The organism is Sphingopyxis jiangsuensis (assembly GCF_016734905.1).
Taxonomy (GTDB): Bacteria; Pseudomonadota; Alphaproteobacteria; order Sphingomonadales; family Sphingomonadaceae; genus Sphingopyxis; species Sphingopyxis jiangsuensis.
The window spans coordinates 200,766-223,002 of the sequence record NZ_JAERPO010000003.1 but is presented as its reverse complement, the minus strand read 5'-3'; the positions used below and the strand labels follow the sequence as shown (position 1 = coordinate 223,002).

The 22,237-nt window shown below is 65.1% G+C and carries 26 protein-coding genes; 11 read left to right on the top strand and 15 right to left on the bottom strand.

The genetic code is table 11. The annotated features are described in order from the left end of the window. The first annotated feature begins 19 nt into the window (after positions 1 to 19). Positions 20 to 1,273, top strand: a complete 1,254-nt coding sequence (locus JI743_RS14120) for a DUF418 domain-containing protein (RefSeq protein WP_201928980.1) — start codon at positions 20 to 22, stop codon at positions 1,271 to 1,273. On the opposite strand, the gene JI743_RS14115 is transcribed toward JI743_RS14120, so the two are convergent. The 6 genes from JI743_RS14115 to panB all read right to left on the bottom strand — a co-directional run bounded on the left by JI743_RS14115 (position 1,267) and on the right by panB (position 6,510). Next, positions 1,267 to 1,671, bottom strand: coding sequence for an Hpt domain-containing protein (locus JI743_RS14115; protein WP_201928979.1), 405 nt, complete (start codon positions 1,669 to 1,671; stop codon positions 1,267 to 1,269). The two genes, JI743_RS14120 and JI743_RS14115, sit on opposite strands and share 7 nt — an antisense overlap. 115 nt (positions 1,672 to 1,786) lie before the next feature. After that, positions 1,787 to 2,014, bottom strand: coding sequence for a sulfurtransferase TusA family protein (locus JI743_RS14110; protein ID WP_201928978.1), 228 nt, complete (start codon positions 2,012 to 2,014; stop codon positions 1,787 to 1,789). Continuing rightward, on the bottom strand, positions 2,004 to 3,377 hold the full coding sequence (gene der, locus JI743_RS14105) for a ribosome biogenesis GTPase Der (RefSeq protein ID WP_201928977.1): 1,374 nt from the start codon (positions 3,375 to 3,377) through the stop codon (positions 2,004 to 2,006). The genes JI743_RS14110 and der overlap by 11 nt, the downstream gene beginning before the upstream one ends. A gap of 43 nt (positions 3,378 to 3,420) precedes the next feature. Beyond that, entirely contained in the window at positions 3,421 to 4,755 is a 1,335-nt protein-coding gene (locus JI743_RS14100) for an outer membrane protein assembly factor BamB family protein (RefSeq protein ID WP_201928976.1), read from the bottom strand. Then, positions 4,756 to 5,526, bottom strand: a complete 771-nt coding sequence (locus JI743_RS14095; protein ID WP_201928975.1) for a tetratricopeptide repeat protein — start codon at positions 5,524 to 5,526, stop codon at positions 4,756 to 4,758. A 120-nt stretch (positions 5,527 to 5,646) separates the two neighbouring features. Then, on the bottom strand, positions 5,647 to 6,510 hold the full coding sequence (gene panB, locus JI743_RS14090) for a 3-methyl-2-oxobutanoate hydroxymethyltransferase (RefSeq protein WP_201928974.1): 864 nt from the start codon (positions 6,508 to 6,510) through the stop codon (positions 5,647 to 5,649). A 125-nt stretch (positions 6,511 to 6,635) separates the two neighbouring features. Here panB and JI743_RS14085 point away from each other — a divergent pair, with 125 nt between their 5' ends. Further along, positions 6,636 to 7,058: a hypothetical protein gene (locus JI743_RS14085; protein WP_201928973.1), complete on the top strand. Its 423-nt coding sequence runs from the start codon at positions 6,636 to 6,638 to the stop codon at positions 7,056 to 7,058. A 3-nt stretch (positions 7,059 to 7,061) separates the two neighbouring features. Continuing rightward, positions 7,062 to 7,283, top strand: coding sequence for a helix-turn-helix transcriptional regulator (locus JI743_RS14080; RefSeq protein WP_201928972.1), 222 nt, complete (start codon positions 7,062 to 7,064; stop codon positions 7,281 to 7,283). A 3-nt stretch (positions 7,284 to 7,286) separates the two neighbouring features. Here JI743_RS14080 and JI743_RS14075 read toward each other — a convergent pair whose 3' ends face one another. The 3 genes from JI743_RS14075 to JI743_RS14065 are packed head-to-tail and all read right to left on the bottom strand — an operon-like array spanning position 7,287 to position 9,383. Continuing rightward, complete coding sequence (locus JI743_RS14075; RefSeq protein WP_201928971.1) at positions 7,287 to 8,354, bottom strand: glycerophosphodiester phosphodiesterase; 1,068 nt, start codon at positions 8,352 to 8,354, stop codon at positions 7,287 to 7,289. Then, positions 8,351 to 8,701 (bottom strand): ArsC family reductase, encoded by a 351-nt coding sequence (locus JI743_RS14070; RefSeq protein ID WP_201928970.1) that lies wholly within the window; start codon positions 8,699 to 8,701, stop codon positions 8,351 to 8,353. Before JI743_RS14070 ends, JI743_RS14075 begins: the two co-directional genes overlap by 4 nt. 7 nt (positions 8,702 to 8,708) lie before the next feature. After that, positions 8,709 to 9,383: a Crp/Fnr family transcriptional regulator gene (locus JI743_RS14065; RefSeq protein ID WP_201928969.1), complete on the bottom strand. Its 675-nt coding sequence runs from the start codon at positions 9,381 to 9,383 to the stop codon at positions 8,709 to 8,711. 256 nt (positions 9,384 to 9,639) lie between these two features. Here JI743_RS14065 and JI743_RS14060 point away from each other — a divergent pair, with 256 nt between their 5' ends. Next, complete coding sequence (locus tag JI743_RS14060; protein WP_201928968.1) at positions 9,640 to 11,013, top strand: class II 3-deoxy-7-phosphoheptulonate synthase; 1,374 nt, start codon at positions 9,640 to 9,642, stop codon at positions 11,011 to 11,013. Beyond that, positions 11,010 to 11,180, top strand: coding sequence for a hypothetical protein (locus JI743_RS14055; RefSeq protein WP_201928967.1), 171 nt, complete (start codon positions 11,010 to 11,012; stop codon positions 11,178 to 11,180). The genes JI743_RS14060 and JI743_RS14055 overlap by 4 nt, the downstream gene beginning before the upstream one ends. Before the next feature lie 7 nt (positions 11,181 to 11,187). Here JI743_RS14055 and JI743_RS14050 read toward each other — a convergent pair whose 3' ends face one another. After that, positions 11,188 to 12,546 (bottom strand): M28 family peptidase, encoded by a 1,359-nt coding sequence (locus JI743_RS14050; protein WP_236660010.1) that lies wholly within the window; start codon positions 12,544 to 12,546, stop codon positions 11,188 to 11,190. Between the two features lie 211 nt (positions 12,547 to 12,757). Beyond that, a complete protein-coding gene (locus tag JI743_RS14045) occupies positions 12,758 to 13,567 on the bottom strand; it encodes an HpcH/HpaI aldolase/citrate lyase family protein (RefSeq protein WP_201928965.1) in 810 nt (269 codons plus the stop codon). A gap of 82 nt (positions 13,568 to 13,649) precedes the next feature. Between JI743_RS14045 and JI743_RS14040 the strand changes: the two genes are divergently transcribed. Together JI743_RS14040 and JI743_RS14035 are read left to right on the top strand one after the other, a co-directional pair. Further along, entirely contained in the window at positions 13,650 to 14,561 is a 912-nt protein-coding gene (locus JI743_RS14040) for an SPFH domain-containing protein (protein ID WP_201928964.1), read from the top strand. A 1-nt stretch (position 14,562) separates the two neighbouring features. Next, a complete protein-coding gene (locus tag JI743_RS14035) occupies positions 14,563 to 15,009 on the top strand; it encodes an NfeD family protein (protein WP_201928963.1) in 447 nt (148 codons plus the stop codon). 140 nt (positions 15,010 to 15,149) lie between these two features. On the opposite strand, the gene JI743_RS14030 is transcribed toward JI743_RS14035, so the two are convergent. The 3 genes from JI743_RS14030 to JI743_RS14020 all read right to left on the bottom strand — a co-directional run bounded on the left by JI743_RS14030 (position 15,150) and on the right by JI743_RS14020 (position 17,237). Continuing rightward, entirely contained in the window at positions 15,150 to 15,680 is a 531-nt protein-coding gene (locus JI743_RS14030) for a GNAT family N-acetyltransferase (protein ID WP_201928962.1), read from the bottom strand. A gap of 32 nt (positions 15,681 to 15,712) precedes the next feature. Further along, complete coding sequence (locus tag JI743_RS14025; RefSeq protein ID WP_201928961.1) at positions 15,713 to 16,273, bottom strand: hypothetical protein; 561 nt, start codon at positions 16,271 to 16,273, stop codon at positions 15,713 to 15,715. Between the two features lie 100 nt (positions 16,274 to 16,373). Continuing rightward, positions 16,374 to 17,237 (bottom strand): metal-dependent hydrolase, encoded by an 864-nt coding sequence (locus JI743_RS14020; RefSeq protein ID WP_201928960.1) that lies wholly within the window; start codon positions 17,235 to 17,237, stop codon positions 16,374 to 16,376. A 73-nt stretch (positions 17,238 to 17,310) separates the two neighbouring features. Between JI743_RS14020 and JI743_RS14015 the strand changes: the two genes are divergently transcribed. From JI743_RS14015 to JI743_RS14005, 3 genes are all read left to right on the top strand, one after another. Further along, the gene (locus tag JI743_RS14015) at positions 17,311 to 17,919 is read left to right on the top strand and encodes a TetR/AcrR family transcriptional regulator (protein ID WP_201929130.1); all 609 of its coding nucleotides are present in this window, start codon (positions 17,311 to 17,313) and stop codon (positions 17,917 to 17,919) included. Positions 17,920 to 18,029: 110 nt separating this feature from the next. Further along, the gene (obgE, locus tag JI743_RS14010; protein ID WP_201928959.1) at positions 18,030 to 19,076 is read left to right on the top strand and encodes a GTPase ObgE; all 1,047 of its coding nucleotides are present in this window, start codon (positions 18,030 to 18,032) and stop codon (positions 19,074 to 19,076) included. A 50-nt stretch (positions 19,077 to 19,126) separates the two neighbouring features. Then, positions 19,127 to 20,011, top strand: a complete 885-nt coding sequence (locus JI743_RS14005; protein ID WP_201928958.1) for a MipA/OmpV family protein — start codon at positions 19,127 to 19,129, stop codon at positions 20,009 to 20,011. On the opposite strand, the gene JI743_RS14000 is transcribed toward JI743_RS14005, so the two are convergent. Next, positions 19,922 to 20,989: a class I SAM-dependent methyltransferase gene (locus JI743_RS14000; RefSeq protein WP_201928957.1), complete on the bottom strand. Its 1,068-nt coding sequence runs from the start codon at positions 20,987 to 20,989 to the stop codon at positions 19,922 to 19,924. The genes JI743_RS14005 and JI743_RS14000 overlap by 90 nt on opposite strands. 134 nt (positions 20,990 to 21,123) lie before the next feature. Here JI743_RS14000 and proB point away from each other — a divergent pair, with 134 nt between their 5' ends. Then, complete coding sequence (gene proB / locus JI743_RS13995; protein ID WP_201928956.1) at positions 21,124 to 22,227, top strand: glutamate 5-kinase; 1,104 nt, start codon at positions 21,124 to 21,126, stop codon at positions 22,225 to 22,227. Positions 22,228 to 22,237: the final 10 nt, after the last annotated feature.

The window sequence follows — 22,237 nt, the reverse complement described above, 5'->3', positions numbered from 1 at the left end:
AACACAGCCGGAGAACGCCATGTCTGCCACCACCGCGCCCGCATCGACCCGCATCGTGACGCTCGACGCGCTGCGCGGTTTTGCAGTGATGGGCATCCTTGCGATGAATATCGTCGCCTTTGCAATGCCCGAGATGGCCTATCTTTCGCCCAAAGCCTTTGGCGGCACGTCGCCAAGCGATATTGCGGCATGGGGATTTGGTTTCCTGCTGGTAGACGGCAAGATGCGCGGCCTCTTTTCGATCTTGTTCGGCGCAAGCATGTTGTTGATCGTCGACCGCGCGGACGCGCGCGGAAACAACCCTCGGTCGGTCCATTATCGTCGGATGTTCTGGCTGGCGGTCTTTGGGCTGTGCCACTATTTCTTCATCTGGTGGGGTGACATTTTGTTCCTCTATGCCGCGGTTGGCTGCGTCGCATTCGGCTTCCGGCGCTGGGAGGCGCGGCGGCTGATCAAATGGGCTCTCGGCCTCTATACTTTGGGCGTTGTCCTGACATCGCTGTTCTTCGGCGCGCAGCTCGCCGTCGCGAGCGCCGCCGATGATCCGACCTCGCCGCTCGTCGAAGCGGGGCGCGAAGTCCGCGCCGAATATGCCAAGATCGACCGGGAGGCGATCGACGAGGTTGCACTCTATCGCGGTGGATATGCCGCGATCGTCGACGAGCGACTGGGAAATGCCGTCAATCCTTTCATCGGTGTCATAATGATGATGCTCGAAACGCTCCCGATGATGATGCTGGGCATGGCGCTGTTCCGAAACGGGTTCCTGACCGGCGACTGGACCACCGACGCCTATCGGCGGATCGTCTGGCGCTGGCTTCCGCCGGGCATATTGCTCACATTGATCGTCGCATGGCTCCAATGGCGTTCGGGCTTTGATTATATCGTCGCGGTCAACGCCTTTTTGGCGTGGGCGGCGCCGGGCCGGTTGATGATGACGATTGCTTATGCCGCGCTGCTGTTGCTGCTGATCCGGCGCTACGCCGACGGCGGCGGCATCGCGCGTGTCGCGGCTGCCGGACGGACGGCATTTTCCAACTACCTCGGCACCAGCATCGTGATGACGACGATCTTCTATGGCTATGGGCTCGACCTGTTTGGCCAGGTCGATCGCTGGACGCTCTATTTATTCTGCATCGGAATGTGGGCGGTCATGCTGCTGTGGTCGAAGCCCTGGCTCGACCGCTTCGCCTATGGCCCGCTCGAATGGCTGTGGCGCACGCTCGCCCGCGGAAGCCTGCAGCCGATGCGCCGCGTTCCGGGATTTCAGTAGCTGACGGCGCGCCCGAAGGTCGTCGGGCGGCGCTGGACGAGCGGGTTCGCTTCGCGCTCGAGCGCGCCTAGCGTTTCTTCGAACAATGCGCGCAGGCCGACGACGCGCGGCAGATATTCCTCGGGGCTGACCTGTGCCTCGACGCAGCGCCGCGCAAACATTTCGATATCCTCGGACAATTGGCCCAGGCGTTCGGCACCGAACTGACGCGCTTCGCTCTTCAGCGTGTGCGCCGGCATGACGAGACCCCGCGCATCACGGGCGCGCATCGCCTCTTCGATCGCCGCGACCGACTTGGTCCCGTCCTCGCGAAAATAGCCCAGAATCCGCACAAACGCCGCACCCAACTGCGCGCGCGTCGCACGAAATTCATCCCAATCGACCAGGATTTCGTCCAATGTTGCGTCCCTCGGTGTTCAAGTCGGTCTTGGTCCCGACATGGGTGATGCCAAAAGGGGGTAAAAAAGAGGTTACGCGGAGGCTCTCCGAACGCCGAAGCCGTCCCGTTTCGGGTCAGTCGCGCCGGACGCGCCAACGCCCCTCGCCCTCGGCATCGCTGCGCAGCTCCACGCGCCAGCCATGTTCGGCGGCCAGCGCCGCAACTTCGCGGCCCGCTTGCGGATCGTCGGCGAGCAGCAGCACGTCGCGCGCGTCGCGCATCGCGCGTGCAAGGCGGAGCGCCGGCCAGGGGCAGCGCATCCCGCGTGCATCGACGGTCAACGCGGCGGCATCACTCGTCATAGGGGTTGCGCGCGTTGCGGAAATTGAGGCGCACGGGCACGCCCTGGAATCCCAGCTCCTTACGCATCCCGTTGACCAGATAGCGTTCATAGCTGCCCGGCAATGCATCGGTGCGCGTCCCGAAAACCACGAAGGTTGGCGGCCGCGTCCGTGCCTGTGTGATATAGCGCAGCTTGATCCGCTTGCCGCCCGGCGCCGGTGGCGGGTTTGCTTCGACCGCGCGCTCGAACCAGCGGTTGAGCCGCGCGGTCGAGACGCGATTGGTCCAGATGTCGCGCTGTTCGAAGGCGACACGCACCAGCGTGTCGATGCCCTTGCCGGTCGCGCCCGAAATGCTGAGCAGCGGCACGCCCTTGACCTGGCTCAGCCCGTCGTCGAGCGCGGCGCGCACGCCATTGAACAGCGATGACGGATCTTCGGCGACGTCCCATTTGTTGAGCGCGACGATCAACGCACGCCCTTCCTCTAGAACCTTGTCGGCGATGCGCAGATCCTGCGCCTCCAGCCCCTTGGTCGCGTCGAGGAGCAAGACGACGACCTCGGCGAAATCGACCGCGTGCAGCGCGTCGGCGACCGACAATTTTTCGAGCTTGTCCTGCACCTTTGCGCGCTTGCGCATGCCTGCGGTGTCGAAAAGCTGGATCGGGTGGATCTCGCCATTCTTCTCCCACTGCCAGTCGACACGGATCGAATCGCGGGTGATTCCGGCTTCGGGTCCGGTAATCAGTCGGTCTTCGCCGATCATCCGGTTGATGAGCGTCGATTTGCCCGCGTTGGGGCGCCCGACGATTGCGAGCTTGAGCGGCCCAAGCGGAGCGTCCTCGTCCTCTTCCCGCTCTGCCGCCTCCTGCCCTTCCATGAACGGCTCGACGATCGGCCGGAGCGCGTCGAACAATTCCACGAGACCCTCGCCATGTTCGGCGCTGAGCGCGATCGGCGAATCGAAACCGAGCGCATAGGTTTCCATAAGGCCAGCCTCGCCCTGCTTGCCCTCTGCCTTGTTCGCGCAGAGGATGATCGGCGTGTCCTCGCTGCGCAGCCAGCGCGCGATTTCCTCGTCGAGCGGAGTGACGCCAGCGCGCGCATCCACCATGAACAGCGCGGCATCGGCCTCGCGCACCGCTTTTTCAGTCTGGACGCGCATGCGCCCGGGCAGCGTCGCCGCATCCTGATCCTCGAATCCGGCGGTGTCGACGATCAGGAATTCGAGTCCGAGCAGCTTTGCATCGCCCTCGCGCCGGTCGCGCGTAACGCCCGGCTGGTCGTCGACAAGCGCGAGGCGCTTGCCGACCAGCCGGTTGAACAAGGTCGATTTGCCGACATTGGGTCGGCCGATAATGGCGACCGTCGCGGATCGCGCCATCTTCTTATCCTATCTGTCGGCGAAGCCGTCCGCTCCGCCCCTGTTACCGCCAGGCGGTGATGCGCCCGTCGTCCGCCAGAATATAAAGCATGTTGTTCGCGACAACCGGCGACTGCGACAGCGACGATTTGAACTCGGTCGTTGCCAGCACGCTGCCGTCGGTCGGCGAAAATTCGGCCAACTGTCCTTCGCTGTTCACCGCGATCAGGCGGTTCCCGGCGAGGATCGGCCCCGTCCAGCGGATCGGGTCCTTTTTCTTCTTTTCGGTTTCGACGCGAAAGCGCGCGAGCTGTTGCAGCCAGCGGACGCGACCGGTGTTGCGCGCCACGCAGAGCAGCTTGCCGTCGTCAGTCATCGCATAGACCCACTCGCCGACCACGTAAGGCGTCGAAATTCCGGCGATCGAAATTTCCCAGCTGCGCTGGCCGGTGACAAGCTCATAGCTTGCCATGCGGCCGCCCTGACCGAGCGCAAAGACGCGCCCGCGATCGATGACCGGATCGGCATCGACGTCGGAGAGCGTCGACACCGACAGCGCCATCGACGTGCGCGCCAGCGCGTCTTCCCACAGGTCGCGGCCATTTTCGTAGCGATAGGCCTGGACCTCACCCGACGAATAGCCCGCAACGATCGTGCCCTGCCCGGCGGCGGGCGAGCCTGCACCGAAGATGCTTCCCGCTTCGAGCGACGCCGTCGCCTGCCACTGCACCGCGCCGTTGGCGGCGTTGAGCGCGAAAATCTGATTGTCCTGGCTGATCACAAAGACGCCGCCGAATGCGATCGTCGGCGCGCCGCGCAGCGGACCTGCCGGTTTGACCTTCCAGATCACCGATCCGTCGGCGACATTGAGCGCGGCGACATCGCCGACGCCGCTCGTCGCATAGACGACATTGCCGTCGATCCCCGCTCCGCCGCCGAACAGCGAATCCTTGAAGTCCTTGCCGGTGCTGCCGATCGCCGTGCTCCAGAGCTTCGCGCCCGTGTCCGCTGCGAAAGCCGTGACGACCGCGTCGGTGTCGACAACGAACAGGCGATTATCGGCGACGACCGGCGACGAGGCCAGCCGCTGCTTCTTGGTGTTGCCAGCGATGCTCGCCTGCCAAACCTGGCTGCGCGCCGCGCCAAGCGCCGGGTGCCCCATCGACTTCGACGCATTGCCGCCCGACTGTGCCCAAGCGGCATTCACCACGGGCTCGGGCAGGACGACTGCGATGCCCGCAGTGGCCGGATCGACCTTGATGCTGTTGTCGTTCGACAGGATCGAAACGCGTTCGCCGACCGTTGGCGTTCGCGGCCCGCCGTCGCCTTTGAGAGCGCCGCACGCAGCGAGCGGCAGCGCGATGAGGGCAGTCGTCAATATCTTTAGCTTGGTCCGCATTTATTCGGCATCCCCATTCGTTGAAGGCGTCGTGGCGCCCTTCGTGTCGGTTCCCGCTTCAGCCTTTGCGCTGTCCTCGGCGCGGTCGGCGACCGCATCGACGCCGAGCATGCCCGCCATCTGGACGCTGCGCGACTGCAGCGATTTCGGAATATCGTCGAGTTTCGCAATCTGGCCATAAAGCGCACCGGCGCGGTCATATTGGCCGAGCTGATAATGCGCGATCGCGCTGAGTTCGGCGGCGCTCGCGAACCAGCTCGAGGCCGGGTCCTTGGCATCGACCATCGGCTTCATGCGCGCGATTACCGCCTCGGGCTTCAGCGTGTCATATTCGAAAACCGTTTGACGGATGCGCGCGAGGTCGCGGAGCGCCGGATCGACGTCGGCATCGCCCGCCAGCGTTGCCATCATCGCGGCAGCGCCCTTCAGGTCGCCGGCCTCGGCCTTCATATTCGCCTGTTGAATGAGCGCCGCCGCGCGGTAGGCGCCCTCGCCGCTGGCTTCGAGTGCCTTGAGCTCGCTCGTCGCCGCCTGCGGCTGTCCGCTGCTCAGCTTTTCAAATGCGGCGAGAAGTTCTTCGGCTTTTTCTCCGCGCACGCTGTCCTGATGATGCCCCCAGTACAGATAGCCGCCAAAGGCCAACAGCCCTGCGACCGCCACGCCGACGACCCAGCGGCCATAGCGCTGCGCGAAGGATTGCAGCTGGTCCTTGCGAACCGCTTCATCGACTTCCTGCAACAGGGCCGAATTATCTGTCGGGCTCAGCGCCAATCAAACCTCCATCCAACACAAGGGCCGCAAGGCCGGCCGACTCCTTAGCGACGGCGCCCGCAAAGGCCAAGCGATTCACTTGTCCCTCAGCCGCAACGTCAAATCCTGTCGGCTTTAACGTCAACCGGCGTAAATCTGTTCCTCTGTCGGGAATGAACGGGACCTGACCTGATCCGCATATTCCTTGACCGCGTCGGTAACGACATCGGCCATATTGCCATAGCGCTTCACGAATTTGGGGACGCGTTCGAACATGCCCAGCATGTCGTCGGTAACGAGGACCTGGCCATCGCATTGCGCCGACGCGCCGATCCCGATGGTCGGGCATGCCACCTTGTTGGTGATTTCGACAGCGATCGATTCGAGGACGCCCTCGATGACGATCGAAAAGGCACCGGCTTCGGCGACCGCAACGGCATCGTCGACGATCGAGCGCGCCTCCTCGTCGCTCTTGCCGCGTACGCCATAACCGCCGAGGATATTCACCGCCTGCGGCGTCAGCCCGACATGGCCCATCACGGGGATGCCGCGCTGGGTCAGGAACTCGATCGTCGGTGCGAGTACCTTGCCGCCCTCGACCTTCACCGCGGCCGCGCCGGTTTCTTTGAGCAGACGCGCGGCATTGTCAAAAGCGTGCTGGGGGCTGCCCTCATAGCTGCCGAAGGGCATGTCGACGATCACTGCGGCATGAAAACTGCCGCGGACGACCGCGGCGCCGTGCAGTGCCATCATGTCCATCGTCACACCGACGGTATGCGGCATGCCATAGATGACCTGCGCCAGCGAATCGCCGACGAGCAGCATGTCGCAATGCGGATCGAGCAGTTGCGCCTGCCGCACCGTATAGGCGGTGAGCATGACGATCGGCTCGCCGCCCTTGCGCTGGCGGATACGCGGAACGGTCAGCCGCTTCATCGGCTTGGGCGTGGGATTGGCGCGGCTCGTCGAGGTGTCGAGCGTGAGCGTTTTCGGCGTCGTGGACATGGGGCGCGGGCTTAGCCGTTTATGTTGCGGCGCGAAAGGTTGGAGATTGACCGAGGTATATTATACTTGACTCTATGTTCGATATTTTTTACATGATGTATATCAAAGAATGCATGGAGGTTCGGATGTCCTTTCGCGAAAAGACCCACTGGGTCGCGCTTGTCGCGTTGCTCGGCGCCTTTGGATGGTATTTCGCCAATTATCCCTGGAGCATCGTCGATACGCGCGCGGGCGTCTATGCCGCGATCGGGATGCTGATTCCGGTCACCATCATCTTCCTCATACCGATGGTCATCGGTTCGGCGTGGTTCGCTATCCGATCGCCCAAAGAGGCCAATCTGAAGGAAGACGAGCGTGAAAAGACCATCCACATGCGCGGCACGCACCTCGCCTATTATCCGCTCGTGCTCGGTATCTGGGCCAATATCGTCGCGATGATCAACGGCAACAGCGGCGGCGTGATGCTCAACATTCTGCTCGCGACGCTCGTCGCTGCCGAACTCATCCGCGTCGGTTCGCAGCTTTATTACTACCGTCGGGGCTATTGAGAGATGGCGCGCCTTCCCTTCACCAACGACATCCGTACGCTGCGTTTCCTCAGCAACGAGATGACGCAGGGCGAACTCGGCGAGCGGGTCGGCGTTACGCGGCAAACGATCGCCGCGATCGAACAGGGCAAATATTCACCCTCGCTCGAGGTTGCCTTCCGCATCGCGCGCACCTTCGGCAAACCGCTCGAAGAGGTGTTTCAGTGGACCGAGCCGGAGAAATAATGGCTATCGGTCACGCACCGCTGGCACCGCTTCGCGCACATTGTCGCTGAACAGCCCGTCGATGCCGGTCGCCAGATAGGCGCGGATCTCGCCCGCCAGATCGCCATGGCCGGCCGGATTGATCCCGCCCTTGTGGCCGAGCGGCAGGAAATAATTCTCGCGGCGAAAGGTCCAGGGATGGACCTTCAGCCCCGCGGCATGGGCGTCGCGCACCAGCGTCGTCGGCGACCCGAGCGCCCCGAGCGCCGTGCGCGGGATTATCATTGTCTTGTTCGGTCCGATTCCGTCGGCATAGGCAGCAATCGCTTTCAGCCCCTCGGGCGACGCCATGGCGGCATAGCTCGTTCCGGGTATATCGGCCGGACCGCCTTCGGCTTCCATCAACTGGATCAGCGGCAGGTCGCTCTTCGCCCGCAACGCCTTCAGATTGCCGACCTCGAAGCTCTGAATGAACAGCGGCGCTGCGCTTCCGCGATAGCCATAAGCATCGAGGAGCGCGAGCAGCGGAGCTTCATGCGGCAAGCCGATCGATGCGAAATAGCTCGGGTGCTTGGTTTCGGGATAGACGCCGACGGGCGTTTCGCGCCCCATGTTCGCCTCGGCAAGGAAGGCGAGAATTTCTTCAAAAGTCGGCACGTCAAACGCGCCGTCACTGTCGGTCGAGCGCAATTGCGGAAGCCGCTCCTTCGCACGCAGCGTCTTGAGTTCGGCGAGCGTGAAATCTTCGGTGAACCAACCGCTCACCTCGCGCCCGTCGATCGTCTTGGTCGCGCGGCGCGCGGCAAATTCGGGACGGTCGGCGACGTCGGTCGTTTCCGAAATCTCGTTCTCGTGCCGCGCGACGAGCACCCCGTCGCGGGTGAGCACGAGGTCGGGTTCGATGAAATCCGCGCCTTGCTCGATCGCCAGCTTGTAGGCCGCAAGCGTATGTTCTGGACGTTCGCCCGACGCCCCGCGATGCGCGATGACGATCGCAGCCTTTCCATCGAGGGTGGGTTGCGTTGCCATTTCGTCGTCAGCCGCGCACGCCGCGAGCAGCAGCGCGAGCGCCGCGGCGCACCGCGCGATCATTCGGCAAAGCGCGCCTGCCAGTCAGCTTCGGAAAAGCCGACGCTGACGCCGCGTTCCGATTCGACCACGGGCCGCCGGATCATCGCAGGCTGGTCGAGCATCAACCTCCTGGCCTTCGCGGCGTCGAGATCGGCCTTGTCGGCGTCGGACAGCTTGCGAAAAGTCGTTCCACTCTTGTTGAGCAGCTTTTCCCAACCCAGCGCGTCCATCCATCGCTGGAGCCGCGCGTCGTCGAGCCCGTCCTTGCGGAAATCATGGAACGCATGGGGGATGCCGGCCGCGTCGAGCCAACGCCGCGCCTTTTTCACAGTGTCGCAGTTGGGAATGCCGAAGATTGTCAGTGCCATGCGGCCGTCATAGCGACGCTCGCTCGGCAATGCGAGTGTTTGCGCTCGCCAATTTGCCGCGCAGCGCGCGTGCAAATCCCTCGTGCAGGCTCGCCGCGACGTCGGGATTGGCAGCGAGATAGGCTCGCAGTGCAGCGGCGGGAACGAACCACAAGCGCGCATTGCTGGTCAGCACGACCGTTCCGGTCGCATTCGACCCGTCGATCACGGTCGCCTCGCCAATCAGCGCCCCGTCGGCAACCACTCCGACATCATTGCCATCGCGCTGGACCGACGCCGCACCATCAGACAGGTAAAAGAGGCTGGGAGCCGCTTGATTCTCACGGATCAGCACTTCGCCCCGCCGCGCGGTAATCCAGTGCCCCTGATCGATGAGCGCGCGGGCCGTGGCAAGCGGCAACCCGTCGAAGTGCGCGCGGCGCAGTTCCTCTTCCTCGGGTGTGAATTTCACATGCGCGTCGCGCAGCCACAGACGCGCGATGAGTGCAAGGTTGACGATCAGGATCGCGAGTATCAGCAGCGTATAGCCGAGCCCCTGCCATCCGAATATCGCGACGGGCAATGCGAGGAGTGCGGCGACGGCGAGCCCCAGCCGGACGTGGTCGACGCGCGCGACCAAACTTGCCACAAGGAGCACAAGGAGTGCGCCATAGCCCAGCAAGGCAGGATCGAAGTTGGCCATAACAATTCTTTTTTGCGGCGAGACCCTGTTCGGGTCACTAATTCCATTACGTTACCGATTACCGAACGCCTTGACGTTTTCCCCGGAACACCCGCCACTTTCTGAAACAAACTAACATTTTCAGACAGGAAAGGAAAGCAATGCTGCCCAAACGGGGCGGCGATGCTAATTCTCCAACCTTGCGCCCCGCGGCTATTCGCGCCATTGCGGCGCGCGAGTCGCGTTTCGGCCCATTTGGAACTAGAAGACCCTTGATATGACGAAGACTTGGCAACCGCATAGCTGGCGCACGCACGAAGCCCGCCAGCTTCCGACCTATAATGACGCGGCGGCGCTCGCGGCGGCCGAAGGCGAACTTGCGAATTATCCGCCGCTGGTCTTTGCAGGCGAGGCGCGCGAACTGACGAGCGAACTCGCGCGCGTGGCAGAGGGCAAGGCCTTCCTTCTCCAGGGCGGCGACTGCGCCGAAAGCTTTGCCGAATTCCATCCGAACAATATCCGCGACACGTTCCGCGTGATCCTGCAGATGGCGGTGGTCCTGACCTTTGCCTCGAAGATGCCCGTGGTGAAGCTCGGCCGGATGGCGGGACAATTCGCCAAGCCGCGCTCGGCCGACATGGAAGAAGTGAACGGTGTCGCGCTGCCCAGCTATCGCGGCGACATCATCAACGACATCGCCTTCGAGGCCGCGGGCCGCGAGCCCGATCCGCGCCGCATGGTGCGCGCCTATAGCCAGGCGGCGGCGACGCTCAACCTGCTGCGCGCCTTCGCCGGCGGCGGCTATGCGAACCTGCATCAGGTCAACGCCTGGACGCACGACTTCATGGACCGCAGCCCGTGGGCCAAGAAATATCAGGAAACCGCCGCGCGCATTTCCGAAGCGCTTGCCTTCATGGAAGCGTGCGGTGTGACGCCCGAAACCGTGCCGCAGATCAAGGGCACGAGCTTTTACACCAGCCACGAGGCGCTGCTGCTCCCCTATGAGCAGGCGCTCACGCGGCAGGACAGCCTGACCGGCGGCTGGTACGACACCTCGGCCCATTTCCTGTGGGTTGGCGATCGCACCCGCTTCGAAGGGTCGGCGCATATCGAATATCTGCGCGGGATCGGCAATCCGGTCGGCATGAAGTGCGGCCCGAGCCTTGAAGCCGATACGCTGCTGCGGCTCCTCGACACGCTCAACCCCGATCATGTGCCGGGGCGGATGACGCTGATCACCCGTTACGGCCACGACAAGATCGAGGCGCACCTGCCCAGGCTCGTGCGCGCGGTGAAGGAATCGGGACACCCCGTCGTCTGGTCGTGCGACCCGATGCACGGCAATGTCATCAAGACATCGACCGGCTACAAGACGCGCCCGTTCGAGCGCATCCTCGCCGAAGTGCGCGGCTTCTTTGCCGTCCACCGCGCCGAAGGCACGCATGGCGGCGGCATTCACATCGAGATGACCGGCCAGAATGTCACCGAATGCACCGGCGGCGCGATGGACGTGACCCAGATGGATCTTGCCGACCGCTATCACACCCACTGCGACCCGCGCCTCAACGCGGGGCAATCGCTGGAGCTCGCGTTCCTGCTTGCCGAAATGCTCAATCAGGAAATGAGCGACCGCGCCAAACAGGCGGCATGACCGAGCGGCGCGTCGTTGTCCGTCACGAGGCGATCCGCAACGGGATCGGCTTTGGCAGCGCGCTCGCCATCGCGATCAGTTTCACCACGCACCAGTCGGTGCTGTGGGCGATCATCCACGGTATTTTCAGCTGGTTCTACGTCGCCTATTTCGTCCTGACCCGCTGACCGGACCTTATTTCCCCGGCCACCGTTTCGTGTCGGCAAACGCCCGGCCGAGGCCGACGTGGAGATCGGCGTCCTCCGCAGCACCGCCAAGCTCGATGGCCTCGGAATAATTGTCGCCGGGCTTGTGATAGTCGCTGCCCAGGAATTTCTGGAGCAGCGTCATGTCCGAAAAGCTGCCGCCCGCCATCAGCGACGTCACGCCCTTGGCCCCCAATGCCCAGCCGTCCTGGCGCTGGATGAAGGCGTCGGCCTCGCCGTCCTCGTCGAGCTTGCGGCCGAGTTTCGTCGCGACCTCGCGCACGACTGCGTCATAGGCGGGCTTGCCGCGCCCGATCGTCGCGACGGGGGTGCCGCGCGGCGAAATGGCGATGGTATCGATATTGAGCGCGACGGTGATATCCTTGAGCGGCACTGACGGATCGCTCGCAAACCGATGCGCGCCGAGCAGCCCCATTTCCTCTGCCGTGGTCGCGAGGAAATAAATGTCGCGGTCGGGCCGCACGCCCGAACCGAGCCGCTTGGCGACCTCGATCAGCACCGCGATACCGCTCGCATTGTCGACGGCACCGTTACAGATGCGGTCGGCCTCGCCCTCGGGTGCGCAAATGCCGAGGTGATCCCAATGGCCGAGGAAGAGCACCGCCTTGCCGTCGGGCCTGGCGCCCGGCAGCTTGGCGACCACATTGTGGCTGTCATAGGCGCGCACCGCCGTCGTCGCAGCAAGATCGGCGGTCACGGGCAGCGCCGTTCCGCGATAGTCCGCCGAACGCGCCGCCTCGCGCAAGGCCGCGCCGTCCTCGCCCGCCTTGCGGAACAGGGCGTCGGTCGCCTCGAGCGAGATGAATCCGCTGATCGGTGCGCCCGCCTTCGCGCTCGCGGCCCGCGTCGTCTTGCCCGCCAGCGCGTCGCGCAGCTGCGCCCAGGGCAGAGCATCGGTCGCGATCACCAGCACGCCGGCGGCGCCCGCATCGGCGAGCATTTGGCGCCGCTCGCGATAACGCGGCAGCTTGTCGCCGAAGGGCGCATTGTCGAACAGCATGACCGCCAGCTTGTCCTTGACGTCCGCGTTGACCTTGCCCGCCCCGTCGACGCCATAGCCGACGAAAACGACGGGCAGATCGGCGAGCGCGACCGCCGCCTCGCGCCCCGTCAGGATCACGCCATCGTCCTCGAGCGCAAAGTCGCGCCCCTTGACCTTGAACGTCGCGCTGGCGGCCAGCGCCTGTGCCTCGATCAGCGGAACAGGCTGGAGCCAGGGTGTCTTGCTGCCCGGAACCGGAACCAGACCCGCCTTGGCCCATTCGCCGACGATATAGCCGATTGTCCGGTCCTCGCCCGCCGTTCCCGGCGCGCGCCCTTCGAACATGTCATCGGCAAGAATCTTGATATGGGCCGCTAGATCGGACTCGGTAATCGGGGCGTCCGCGCTGTGCGCTGGAGTTGCGGAGAGAGACAGGGCCGAAAGAGCGACGGCCGCAAGAGCGGCGCGAAATTTTGTTGCTTGCATGGGCGCGCCGCATGGCATGAGGCTCATTACGAGGCAAGCGTCGTTCGTCGAAAGACGAACGGCAGACCGGTCAGCGCCCCGCGCGGGCGAGCAGCGCGCGCGCCGCGGCGACGTGCATATCCTCGACCATCCGCCCCTCGTGCCGCTGCGCCCCGCCGGTCGCCGCCGCGACGAGTGCCTCGGCCGCCGCGATCTCGCGCTCGGTCGGAGCAAAGGCCGAATTGCACGGGTCGACCTGCGACGGGTGGATCAACGTCTTGCCGTCGAAACCGAGCCGCCGCCCTCCGGCAGCCTCGGCAGCAAAGCCCTCGGCGTCGTCAATGGCATTATAAACTCCGTCGAAGCACCAAATGCCGCCCGCGCGCGCCGCCAGCACGATGGCCTGGATCGCATGGCTCATCGCTCCGCGGTCCGTCCCGTCCGGCAGTTTCAGTTCGTGCGCGAGGTCGTTGAGCCCCGCGATCAATCCCGTCACCGCCGGATCGGCCGCGATGTCGCGCGCCGCATAGATGGCGACCGGCGTCTCGATCATGGCAAGAAGCGGGAGGCCGAGCGAACGCGCCGGGTCGAGATCGGCGGGAACATCGACCTTCGGAAGCACCACCGCGTCGAGTGCGAGCCCCTCGATCGCCGCGAGATCGTCCGCCTGCTGCGCGCTGCCGCTGCCGTTGATCCGCACCGCGACACGCTTGCCCGGAAAGCCCGCCGTCACCGCCGCGCGCATCGCCGCCCGCGCTTCGTCCTTGCAGTCCGCGGGCACCGCATCCTCGAGGTCGATGATCAGCATATCGGCAGCGAGTCCCGCCGCCTTTTCGAGCGCGCGCGTGTTCGATCCGGGCACATAAAGCAACGAACGCGGAGCAAAATCGGGCAAAGTCATGCGCTTTTCTGTGGCGCAGCGACGCCAATGCCGCAATAAGAAAGGCGGGTACGCAGAGTTCAACTGCTAGAGGGGATTATCGATGGAATTCGCGCTCGCGCTGGTCGTTCTGGCTCTGGTCTTCCTTGTCTGGGCGTTGACGCCCGTCCGGCAGGGCTATGCCTATACGATCGAACGCTTTGGCCGCTACACGCACACCGCGCAGCCGGGACTCAACTTCATCATGCCGATCTTCGACCGCGTCGGGCGCAAGGTGAACATGATGGAACAGGTGCTCGATATTCCCGGGCAGGAAATCATCACCAAGGACAATGCGATGGTCGCGGTCGACGGGGTGGTGTTCTTCCAGGTGCTCGACGCCGCCAAGGCCGCCTATGAGGTCAGCGACCTGTATCTGTCGATCATGAACCTGACGACGACCAACCTGCGTACCGTCATGGGCTCGATGGACCTCGACGAAACGCTGTCTAAGCGCGACGAGATCAATCTTCGCCTGCTCCATGTCGTCGACGATGCGACGACGCCGTGGGGGGTCAAGATCACCCGTGTCGAGATCAAGGACATCCGCCCGCCCGCCGACATTTCGAACGCGATGGCGCGGCAGATGAAAGCCGAACGCGAAAAGCGCGCCAACATCCTCGAAGCCGAAGGCATGCGGGCATCCGAAATCCTGCGCGCCGAGGGCGAGAAGCAGGGCCAAATCCTCCAGGCCGAGGGTCGCCGTGAGGCAGCCTTCCGCGACGCCGAGGCGCGCGAACGCGAGGCCGAGGCCGAAGCGAAGGCGACGACGATGGTCAGCGACGCGATCGCAAGCGGCAACGCGCAGGCAATCAACTATTTCATCGCGCAGAAATATGTCGAGGCGGTGAGCCAGTTTGCGACGAGCCCGAACAGCAAGACAATCCTCTTCCCGGTCGAGGCGACGCAGCTGATCGGTACGCTGGGCGGCATCGGCGAACTTGCGCGCGACGCTATCGAACGCAAGGGAGCCTGACATGCCCGACTGGCTGACCAATATGGAGCCGCACTGGATGTGGCTGTCGCTCGGCGTTCTGCTCGCCGCCGCCGAAATTGTGATGCCGGGATTTTTCCTGATCTGGCTCGGCGCGGCGGCGGTCGTTACCGGCGTGATCGCGTGGGTCGTCCCGCTGTCGATCCCCGCCCAGCTCGGAATATTTGCCGTGCTGTCCTTCGTCGCGCTCTATGGCGCGCGGCGTTGGCTCAAGGCAAACCCGATCACATCGGCCGATCCGCACCTCAACGAGCGCGGGGGACGGCTCGTCGGTGAAATTCTTACCGTGACCCGTGCGATCGAGGATGGCCGCGGGCGCGTCAAGGTCGGCGACGGCGAATGGCCGGTGCGCGGTCCCGATGCCGTCGAGGGCGCCAAGGTGCGCGTCGTCAGCGCCGACGGCGGCTTGCTGGTCGTGGAGTTGGTTTGAAAAAGCTTATCCTCCCCACTTGTGGGGAGGTGGCAGCGCGAAGCGCTGACGGAGGGGGGTGGCGTCCTGCAACCGCCGCTCAATGCCGATAGCCCCCTCCACCGCTTCGCGGTCCCCCTCCCCGTTCCGGGGAGGATTTATTACCCGCCCTTCGGCCGCGAATAGATTGCGACGACGCCCCCCAACGCGTCGCTGTCGCCGATGCGCGCAAAGCCGAGCTTGGCCGCGACGCGTTCGGAGGCCGCGTTACCCGGATCGATGATGCAGCGCACTTCCTTGGCATCGAGATGGCCGTCGGCCCAGCCGAGCGCGGCGGTCATCGCCTCGGTCGCATAGCCTGCGCCCCAATGGTCGGCGTCGAACGCCCAGCCGGCTTCGGGCACGCCCTCCAGCTCCGCAATGCCGCGGCAGAAATAGCTGAGGCCTCCCATGCCGATCAGCCGGTCGTCCGCGCGGTCGGCGAACACCCAATAGCCGAACCCCATCACCGGCCACAGCCCCGCCGAACTCAGATATTTGCCCCAGCTGACATCGGGTGCGCGCGGTTCGCCGCCGATGAAGCGCGTCACGCGCTCGTCGGCCCACATCGCAATATGAACATCCTTGTCACCAAGTCGTTGCGGGCGAAGGCGCATGCGCGCGGTCTCGATAACGGGGGGCGTACTGGTCATCACGCCGCCATGCCGCATTGCGGTTCCGCCGGTCAATCGGGGACGAGGAAATGGTCGAAAAGATCGTGCAGAACCGCCTTGCCGTCGACTTGCCGTTTGGCGCGCAGCACCGCCAGCGTATCGACGCGCGCGAGCACATCGGCATGCTTCAGAACGCCATGATAGTGCTGCCGGTCATTGAAATCGTGAAACAGGAAAATGCAGTCGGGTTTGCAGTGGATGATCGACTGGAGCAGGCAGGCGACGCGAAACCGCCCGTCGATCAGCACCGCGTCGGGACTGCCGCGCAGATGCCGCCAGACCTGCATATGATAGCTCGGCCAATGACGGATATTGTCTTCGCTCGTCGGATAGCCCCATTCGCCGACCGGTCCGATGTCGGCGTGAACCGGGTTGAATTCGACCGGCGCATCGATCAGTGCGGCCGCAACCTTGTCGAGCCATGCAAGATCGCTGTCGACGCTGACGATCCGCTGCACCTGCCGCGCCGCGACGATAGTGCTGCCGCCACACCCGAATTCGAGCAGCGCGTCGCGACCCGCGAGTTGAAGCTCGATCTGTCCCACCTCGGCCGCGGTCATCTGTGGCTGCATGACGCCGTCCCCGTGCCCGATCGGGAAAGGTCCGATCGGACACCACCCGATTAGGAAAGGAGCGCCGCGCCGTCCAGCCTCTGCGCGACCGACGTTGCGCTCAGGCGGCCGCCGCCGGCATTACCGCATCGGCATAGTCGCTATCGAACTTGCGGATAAGCGCGCGGTCGTCGTGGTTCCACGGATGAAACCCCGGCAGGAAATAGGACAGCCATGCGGGCAGGCTGCGCCGGAGCACGCCGGGCCTGCCGAGCAGATACCACCAGATACGCGCCGTCACGCGCCAGCCCGAGAGCCCGTCCTGCCGCAACAACGCCTTCATGCCCTTCACGCGGCGCGGCCAGAAACGCGACGTGACGAGCAGCATCATCAGCGATTTGGCGCGCCAGCGGCGGAAGCGGCTCCAATCCTTCGTCGCGTGGAGCCAGGTGTCATAGGCGACGCCCTTGTGCTCGATCTCTTCGATCGCATGCCAGCGCCACAGCGCCGCCCATTCGGGTTCGGCGCCCTCATACATTGCCGGATCGCTCAGCATCACCGCGGCGAGCATCGCGGTATAATGTTCGAGCGCGATCGTCGCCATCAGATTGACGATCGGCGGACGCGCCTTGATGATCGCCATCACCTCGTCGACGTCAGCCTCGAGTTCGGTCAGTTCGTAGCCCGCCTCCGCCGCCTTGCGGTTGAAGACGACATGCTCGCGGCTGTGGATCACTTCCTGTTGGGTGAAGGCACGGATTTCGCGCGCGAGCTTGTCGGGCACGCCGTCACGATGCGCCTTCACCGCCTCGATGAACATCGCCTCGCCTTTCGGAAACGTCACCGAAAGCGCGGTGTGAAAAGCCGAAGCGATCGGGTCGCCGTTCAGCCACCAGCGCCCCTGCGCATCGTCGCGTCCGAAGCGGCGATCACGCGGGGTGATGGTCAGGTCGTCCGGTGTCGGACTGAGCGAAACGCTGGACATATCGGCCTCTCCGTCGGAAAGGGGTTGGGGGTCGTACAAAACCCATGGGGCAAATTAAGGGTTACTTACAGTGGTGTCAATTGCAAAGAAGCGCCTGAGTCCGGAGGAAAGCCGGTCCGCTTCGCTCGAAGCCGCGCGGCAGATCCTCATCGAAATGGGTCCGCAGGCGGTGACGCTGAAGGCCGTCGCGGCGCGCATCGGGCGCACGCACGCGAACCTGCTCCACCATTTCGGTAGCGCCGCCGGGCTGCAAAAGGCGCTCGCGGCCTATCTTGCCGACACGGTATGCGACACGATCGGGCAAAAGATGGCCGCCTCGCCCCCCGGCGACCGCAATGTGCGCGAGATCGTCGATCTGGCGTTCGACGCGTTCGACAGCGGCGGCGCGGGGGCGCTCGCGACCTGGATGGCAGCGACGGGCAATGACGACGCGCTCGACCCGATCATCGACGCGATCCACCGGCTGATCGATGGCATGACCCCCGACGCCCACGAAAAGCGGCTGATGCACGAAGACACGCTCGCGCTCGTGCTGATGGCGATGGGGGATTCGCAGCTCGGCGGGCCGATGGCCGAAGCATTGGGCCTGCCGCGCGACACCGCGCGCGCGCTCGCGACCGAGCTGATTACCGGGCGCATCACGGCTTTTTGGGCAGAGCATGGGGGCAAGGCGGAGGAATAGCCGACTGGCCTTTTCGCTGCGCAGTCGCTATGTCGCCCCGCCTCCCTCCCCGTTCGCATCGCGGGGGGCTTGACGTTTAGTCCCCTCCTCCCGCCACCAGAGACCCCGCCATGCATTTCCTCGATCAGGCCAAGATTTTCATCAAGTCGGGCGACGGCGGCCCCGGCGCGGTCAGCTTTCGGCGCGAGAAATATATCGAATATGGCGGCCCCGACGGCGGCAACGGCGGCAAGGGCGGCGACGTGATTTTCGAGGCGGTCGCAGGGCTCAACACGCTGATCGACTTTCGCTATACGCAGCATTTCAAGGCAAAGCGCGGAACCCCCGGCGCAGGGCGCGACCGTACCGGCGCGGGCGGCCCCGACCTTGTCATCCAGGTTCCGATCGGAACGCAGATCCTTGCCGACGACGACGAGCGCAGCTTGCTCGCCGACCTGACCAGGGAAGGCGAACGCATTGTCTTCCTGCGCGGCGGCGACGGCGGGCGCGGCAATGCGAGCTACAAGACATCGACCAACCGCGCGCCGCGTCAGCACGGACCCGGCTGGCCGGGCGAGGAAATGTGGGTGTGGCTGCGGCTGAAATTGCTCGCCGATGCGGGGCTCGTCGGCCTGCCCAATGCGGGCAAGTCGACCTTCATCAACGCGGTGACCAACGCGCAGGCGAAGGTCGGCGCCTATGCCTTTACCACGCTGCGCCCGCAGCTCGGCGTCGTCAGCCACAAGGGGCATGAGTTCGTCGTCGCCGACATTCCGGGGCTGATCGAGGGCGCCGCCGAAGGCGCCGGAGTCGGCGACCGCTTCCTCGGCCATATCGAGCGCTGCCGCGTGCTGCTGCACCTTGTCGACGCCAATGACACCGACGTCGCGACCAGTTACCGCGTCGTACGCGACGAACTCGAGGCCTATGGCGCCGACCTGATCGACAAGCCGGTCATCGTCGCGCTCAACAAGGTCGACACGCTCGACGACGAACTGATCGCCGCGCTGTCCGCCGAACTCGCCGAAGCGAGCGGCCAGCCGGTGATGGCGTTGTCGGGCGCAAGCGGCGCGGGTATCGACGCGGTACTCGACAGGCTGCTCGAAGCGGTCGGCCTGCCCGAACCCGGCGCCGACGAGGCCGACGAGGAAGGCGCCGACGACTGGTCGCCGATCTGAGGAACCAACACGGCCTCGGGGGATTGCTTAAAGCAACCAAGGAGTTTCCGATGCTGCATCCTCTCGCCCGGCGGGTTGCCCTCGCCGGGCTTCTGTTATCCGTCGCTATCGCGCCCGCCGCGGCGCAGGACGGGGCAGATCCTGCGAAACGCACCCGCCTGCTTGCCGGTCCGCAAATCTCGCCATCATGGCCGGGGGCGGACAAATTTGGGGTCGGCCCCTATCTCGACTTTTCGCGGGCACGCGAGGGGCGCAATTTCACCTTCGAGGCGCCGGACGAAAGTTTTGGCTCGCCCCTGATCGAAAGCGGACGCTTCGAGTTCGGCCCCGCGCTCGGCTTCATCGGCAAGCGCAGCGCGCGCGACATCGGAGCGCCGCTTCCAACCGTCGGCTTCAGCATCGAAGCGGGCGCTTTCGCGCAAATGTGGGTCGCCCCCGAGCTGCGCGTGCGGGTCGAGGGGCGCAAGGCGCTCTCGGGCCATGACGGCTGGGTCGGCGAGATCAGCGCCGACTATGTCGCGCGCGACGGCGACGAGTGGCTGGTGTCGATCGGTCCCCGCGTGACGCTGGGCGATGCGAAGTTCCATCGCGCCTATGTTGGCGTCGCGCCGGTCGATTCGGCCGCCTCGGGACTTGCAGCCTATCGCCCCGGCGGCGGCATCACGTCTGTGGGCGTAACCGCCGGCGTTCTGAAGCAGATCGATCGCAACTGGGGCGTCGCGGTTTATGGCCGCTATGACCGCCTTGTCGGCGATGCGGCGCGGTCGCCGGTCGTGCGCCAGCTCGGCTCGCGCGATCAGCCGTCCGTTGGCCTCGCGCTGAGCTACACCTTCGGGGGGCAGCCGCTAGGCTCCGCGCGCCTCCAGCACCATATTGAATGGCCCCTCGGTGGCGCGGCGCACTTCGGAAAATCCGCCTTCGCGGATGACCTGTGACAGCTTTGTCTCGCCCGCCTGCGCGCCGAGGCCCTCGCCCACCTCCTGGTCGAGCGACGTCGGCACGCAGATCATCGTCGAGGCGTTGTAATAGAGCCTTCCTACGGGGTTCATATTGTCCGCGGGCGTATCGCCGGCCATCGGCTCGACGATCATCCATACGCCATCCTTCGCCAAGATGCGCCGCATGTGCGACGCACAGCCGCGCGGATCGCCCATGTCGTGGAGGCAGTCATACATGGTGATCAGGTCGAAATCCTCCTCGGCGATGTCTTTGGCCGTCGCGACCTCGAAGCGGACGCGATCGCCATAGCCATGCCCTTCGGCATGACGACGCGCCTCCTCGATCGACGGGCCATGGAAATCGTAGCCGACGAATTCGCTGTCGGGATAGGCATCGGCCATCAGCAACGTCGAAAAGCCGACCCCGCAGCCGACATCGGCGACCTTTGCCCCCTCCTTGAGCCGTGCCTCGATCCCGTCGAGCGCCGGAATCCAGTCCTGCACGATATGATTGACGTAACCCGGACGGAAAAAGGCGCCCGTCGCACAAAACAGGCATCCCGCATGGTCGCCCCAGCGCACCCCCGTGCCCTTGCGGAAACATTGTTCGACCTTGGGCTCGGCCTCGATTGTCGCGGCGACCATTTCGAATGCCCCGGCGAGATAGACGGGGCTGTCGGGATCGACGAACACCATCGCCTGCTCGGGCGACAGGCTGAATCGGTCGGTGGCGGCGTCATAGTCGATATAGCCGTTCGCCGCCTGCGCCAGCGCCCATTCGCGGACATAGCGCTCGTGAAGATTGCCCGCCCTTTCGGCCAACTCGCCCGCGCTCGCCGCGCCCTTCGCCAATTCGTCGAACAGCCCGAGCCGGAAACCGATCCGTGCAGTCGGCACGCTCATCGCACCGCCCAGGTCGCCCAGCATCTTGCCTACAAAGGCGTGCAGTTTCTCTTCGTTGAGAGTGTCAGCCATGATTTCGCTCCTCACCACCAAGGGGTTCGCGACTCTCCAGAAGGCTCGGTGAGGTGCGCGCCATAGCATAATCGGGCGCCGGCCACCCGGATATTCGCATTGGCACCTTCGCGCCTGCACGCTATCGGCTGCGCATGTTGTTCGCCCCCGCCTCCTGCCCCCGCCTGATCGTCAAGATCGGATCGGCGCTGCTCGTCGACGATAGCGGCGCGGTGCGGCGCGACTGGCTGGCGGGCATCGCGGCCGACATTGCCGGGCGGACGCGCGCGGGGCAACAAGTCGCGGTCGTGTCGTCGGGAGCGATCGCACTCGGCGCGCGGCGGCTCGGCCTTGCCAAGGGCGGGCGCGCGAGCCTCGAGGATGCGCAGGCAGCCGCCGCAACAGGGCAGATTGCATTGAGCCGCGTCTGGGCCGACGTGCTCGGGGAAGAAGGGCTGACCGCGGCGCAGATCCTCGTGACGCTCGACGACCTCGAGCATCGCCGCCGCTATCTCAACGCCGCCGCGACGCTCGACCGCCTGCTCGGGCTCGGCGTCGTGCCCGTGATCAACGAGAATGACAGCGTCGCGACCGAGGAAATCCGCTTCGGCGACAACGACCGGCTCGCCGCGCGCGTCGCGCAGGCAGCGGGCGCGGCGGGGGTTGTCCTGCTCTCCGACATCGACGGGCTCTACGACCGCAACCCCGCGCAGCCCGGCGCGGTGCACATCGGCCGCGTCGAGCGTATCGACGCCGCGATCGAGGCGATGGCCGATGACGGATCGGCGTCGGGGATGGGGTCGGGCGGCATGGTGTCGAAGATCGCCGCGGCGCGCATCGCCAATGCCGCGGGCGCACATCTCGCCATCGCTTCCGGCCGCATCGAACGGCCGCTTTCGACCGAAGCGCGGCACACGCTTTTCGTCGCGGAAAAGGGCGCGAGCGCGCGCAAGGCATGGCTCGCGGGCGGGCTCACCGCACGCGGACGGCTGACGATCGATGCGGGCGCGGTCAAGGCGCTGCGCGGCGGTGCGAGCCTGTTGGCGGCAGGGGTGACCGAGGTGAGCGGCGATTTCGCGCGCGGCGACATCCTCGACATCGCCGGTCCCGATGGACGCACGGTCGCACGCGGCCTTGCCGAATATCCCGCCGCCGATGCCGCGGCAATCCGCGGGCTCGGCCGCGATGCACAGGAAGCCGCGCTCGGCTATTCGCCCCGCGCCGCGATGGTTCACCGCGACCATATGGTGCTGCTGTGACGCAGGCGGT

Coding starts and splice junctions, on each gene's coding strand:
- JI743_RS14120 (WP_201928980.1), top strand. CDS start 20: ATGTCTGCCACCACCGCGCCCGCATCGACCCGCATCGTGACGCTCGAC.
- JI743_RS14110 (WP_201928978.1), bottom strand. CDS start 2,014: ATGACGAGTGATGCCGCCGCGTTGACCGTCGATGCACGCGGGATGCGC.
- der (WP_201928977.1), bottom strand. CDS start 3,377: ATGGCGCGATCCGCGACGGTCGCCATTATCGGCCGACCCAATGTCGGC.
- JI743_RS14100 (WP_201928976.1), bottom strand. CDS start 4,755: ATGCGGACCAAGCTAAAGATATTGACGACTGCCCTCATCGCGCTGCCG.
- panB (WP_201928974.1), bottom strand. CDS start 6,510: ATGTCCACGACGCCGAAAACGCTCACGCTCGACACCTCGACGAGCCGC.
- JI743_RS14085 (WP_201928973.1), top strand. CDS start 6,636: ATGTCCTTTCGCGAAAAGACCCACTGGGTCGCGCTTGTCGCGTTGCTC.
- JI743_RS14080 (WP_201928972.1), top strand. CDS start 7,062: ATGGCGCGCCTTCCCTTCACCAACGACATCCGTACGCTGCGTTTCCTC.
- JI743_RS14075 (WP_201928971.1), bottom strand. CDS start 8,354: ATGATCGCGCGGTGCGCCGCGGCGCTCGCGCTGCTGCTCGCGGCGTGC.
- JI743_RS14070 (WP_201928970.1), bottom strand. CDS start 8,701: ATGGCACTGACAATCTTCGGCATTCCCAACTGCGACACTGTGAAAAAG.
- JI743_RS14065 (WP_201928969.1), bottom strand. CDS start 9,383: ATGGCCAACTTCGATCCTGCCTTGCTGGGCTATGGCGCACTCCTTGTG.
- JI743_RS14060 (WP_201928968.1), top strand. CDS start 9,640: ATGACGAAGACTTGGCAACCGCATAGCTGGCGCACGCACGAAGCCCGC.
- JI743_RS14055 (WP_201928967.1), top strand. CDS start 11,010: ATGACCGAGCGGCGCGTCGTTGTCCGTCACGAGGCGATCCGCAACGGG.
- JI743_RS14050 (WP_236660010.1), bottom strand. CDS start 12,546: ATGTTCGAAGGGCGCGCGCCGGGAACGGCGGGCGAGGACCGGACAATC.
- JI743_RS14045 (WP_201928965.1), bottom strand. CDS start 13,567: ATGACTTTGCCCGATTTTGCTCCGCGTTCGTTGCTTTATGTGCCCGGA.
- JI743_RS14040 (WP_201928964.1), top strand. CDS start 13,650: ATGGAATTCGCGCTCGCGCTGGTCGTTCTGGCTCTGGTCTTCCTTGTC.
- JI743_RS14035 (WP_201928963.1), top strand. CDS start 14,563: ATGCCCGACTGGCTGACCAATATGGAGCCGCACTGGATGTGGCTGTCG.
- JI743_RS14030 (WP_201928962.1), bottom strand. CDS start 15,680: ATGACCAGTACGCCCCCCGTTATCGAGACCGCGCGCATGCGCCTTCGC.
- JI743_RS14025 (WP_201928961.1), bottom strand. CDS start 16,273: ATGCAGCCACAGATGACCGCGGCCGAGGTGGGACAGATCGAGCTTCAA.
- JI743_RS14020 (WP_201928960.1), bottom strand. CDS start 17,237: ATGTCCAGCGTTTCGCTCAGTCCGACACCGGACGACCTGACCATCACC.
- obgE (WP_201928959.1), top strand. CDS start 18,030: ATGCATTTCCTCGATCAGGCCAAGATTTTCATCAAGTCGGGCGACGGC.
- JI743_RS14005 (WP_201928958.1), top strand. CDS start 19,127: ATGCTGCATCCTCTCGCCCGGCGGGTTGCCCTCGCCGGGCTTCTGTTA.
- JI743_RS14000 (WP_201928957.1), bottom strand. CDS start 20,989: ATGGCTGACACTCTCAACGAAGAGAAACTGCACGCCTTTGTAGGCAAG.
- proB (WP_201928956.1), top strand. CDS start 21,124: ATGTTGTTCGCCCCCGCCTCCTGCCCCCGCCTGATCGTCAAGATCGGA.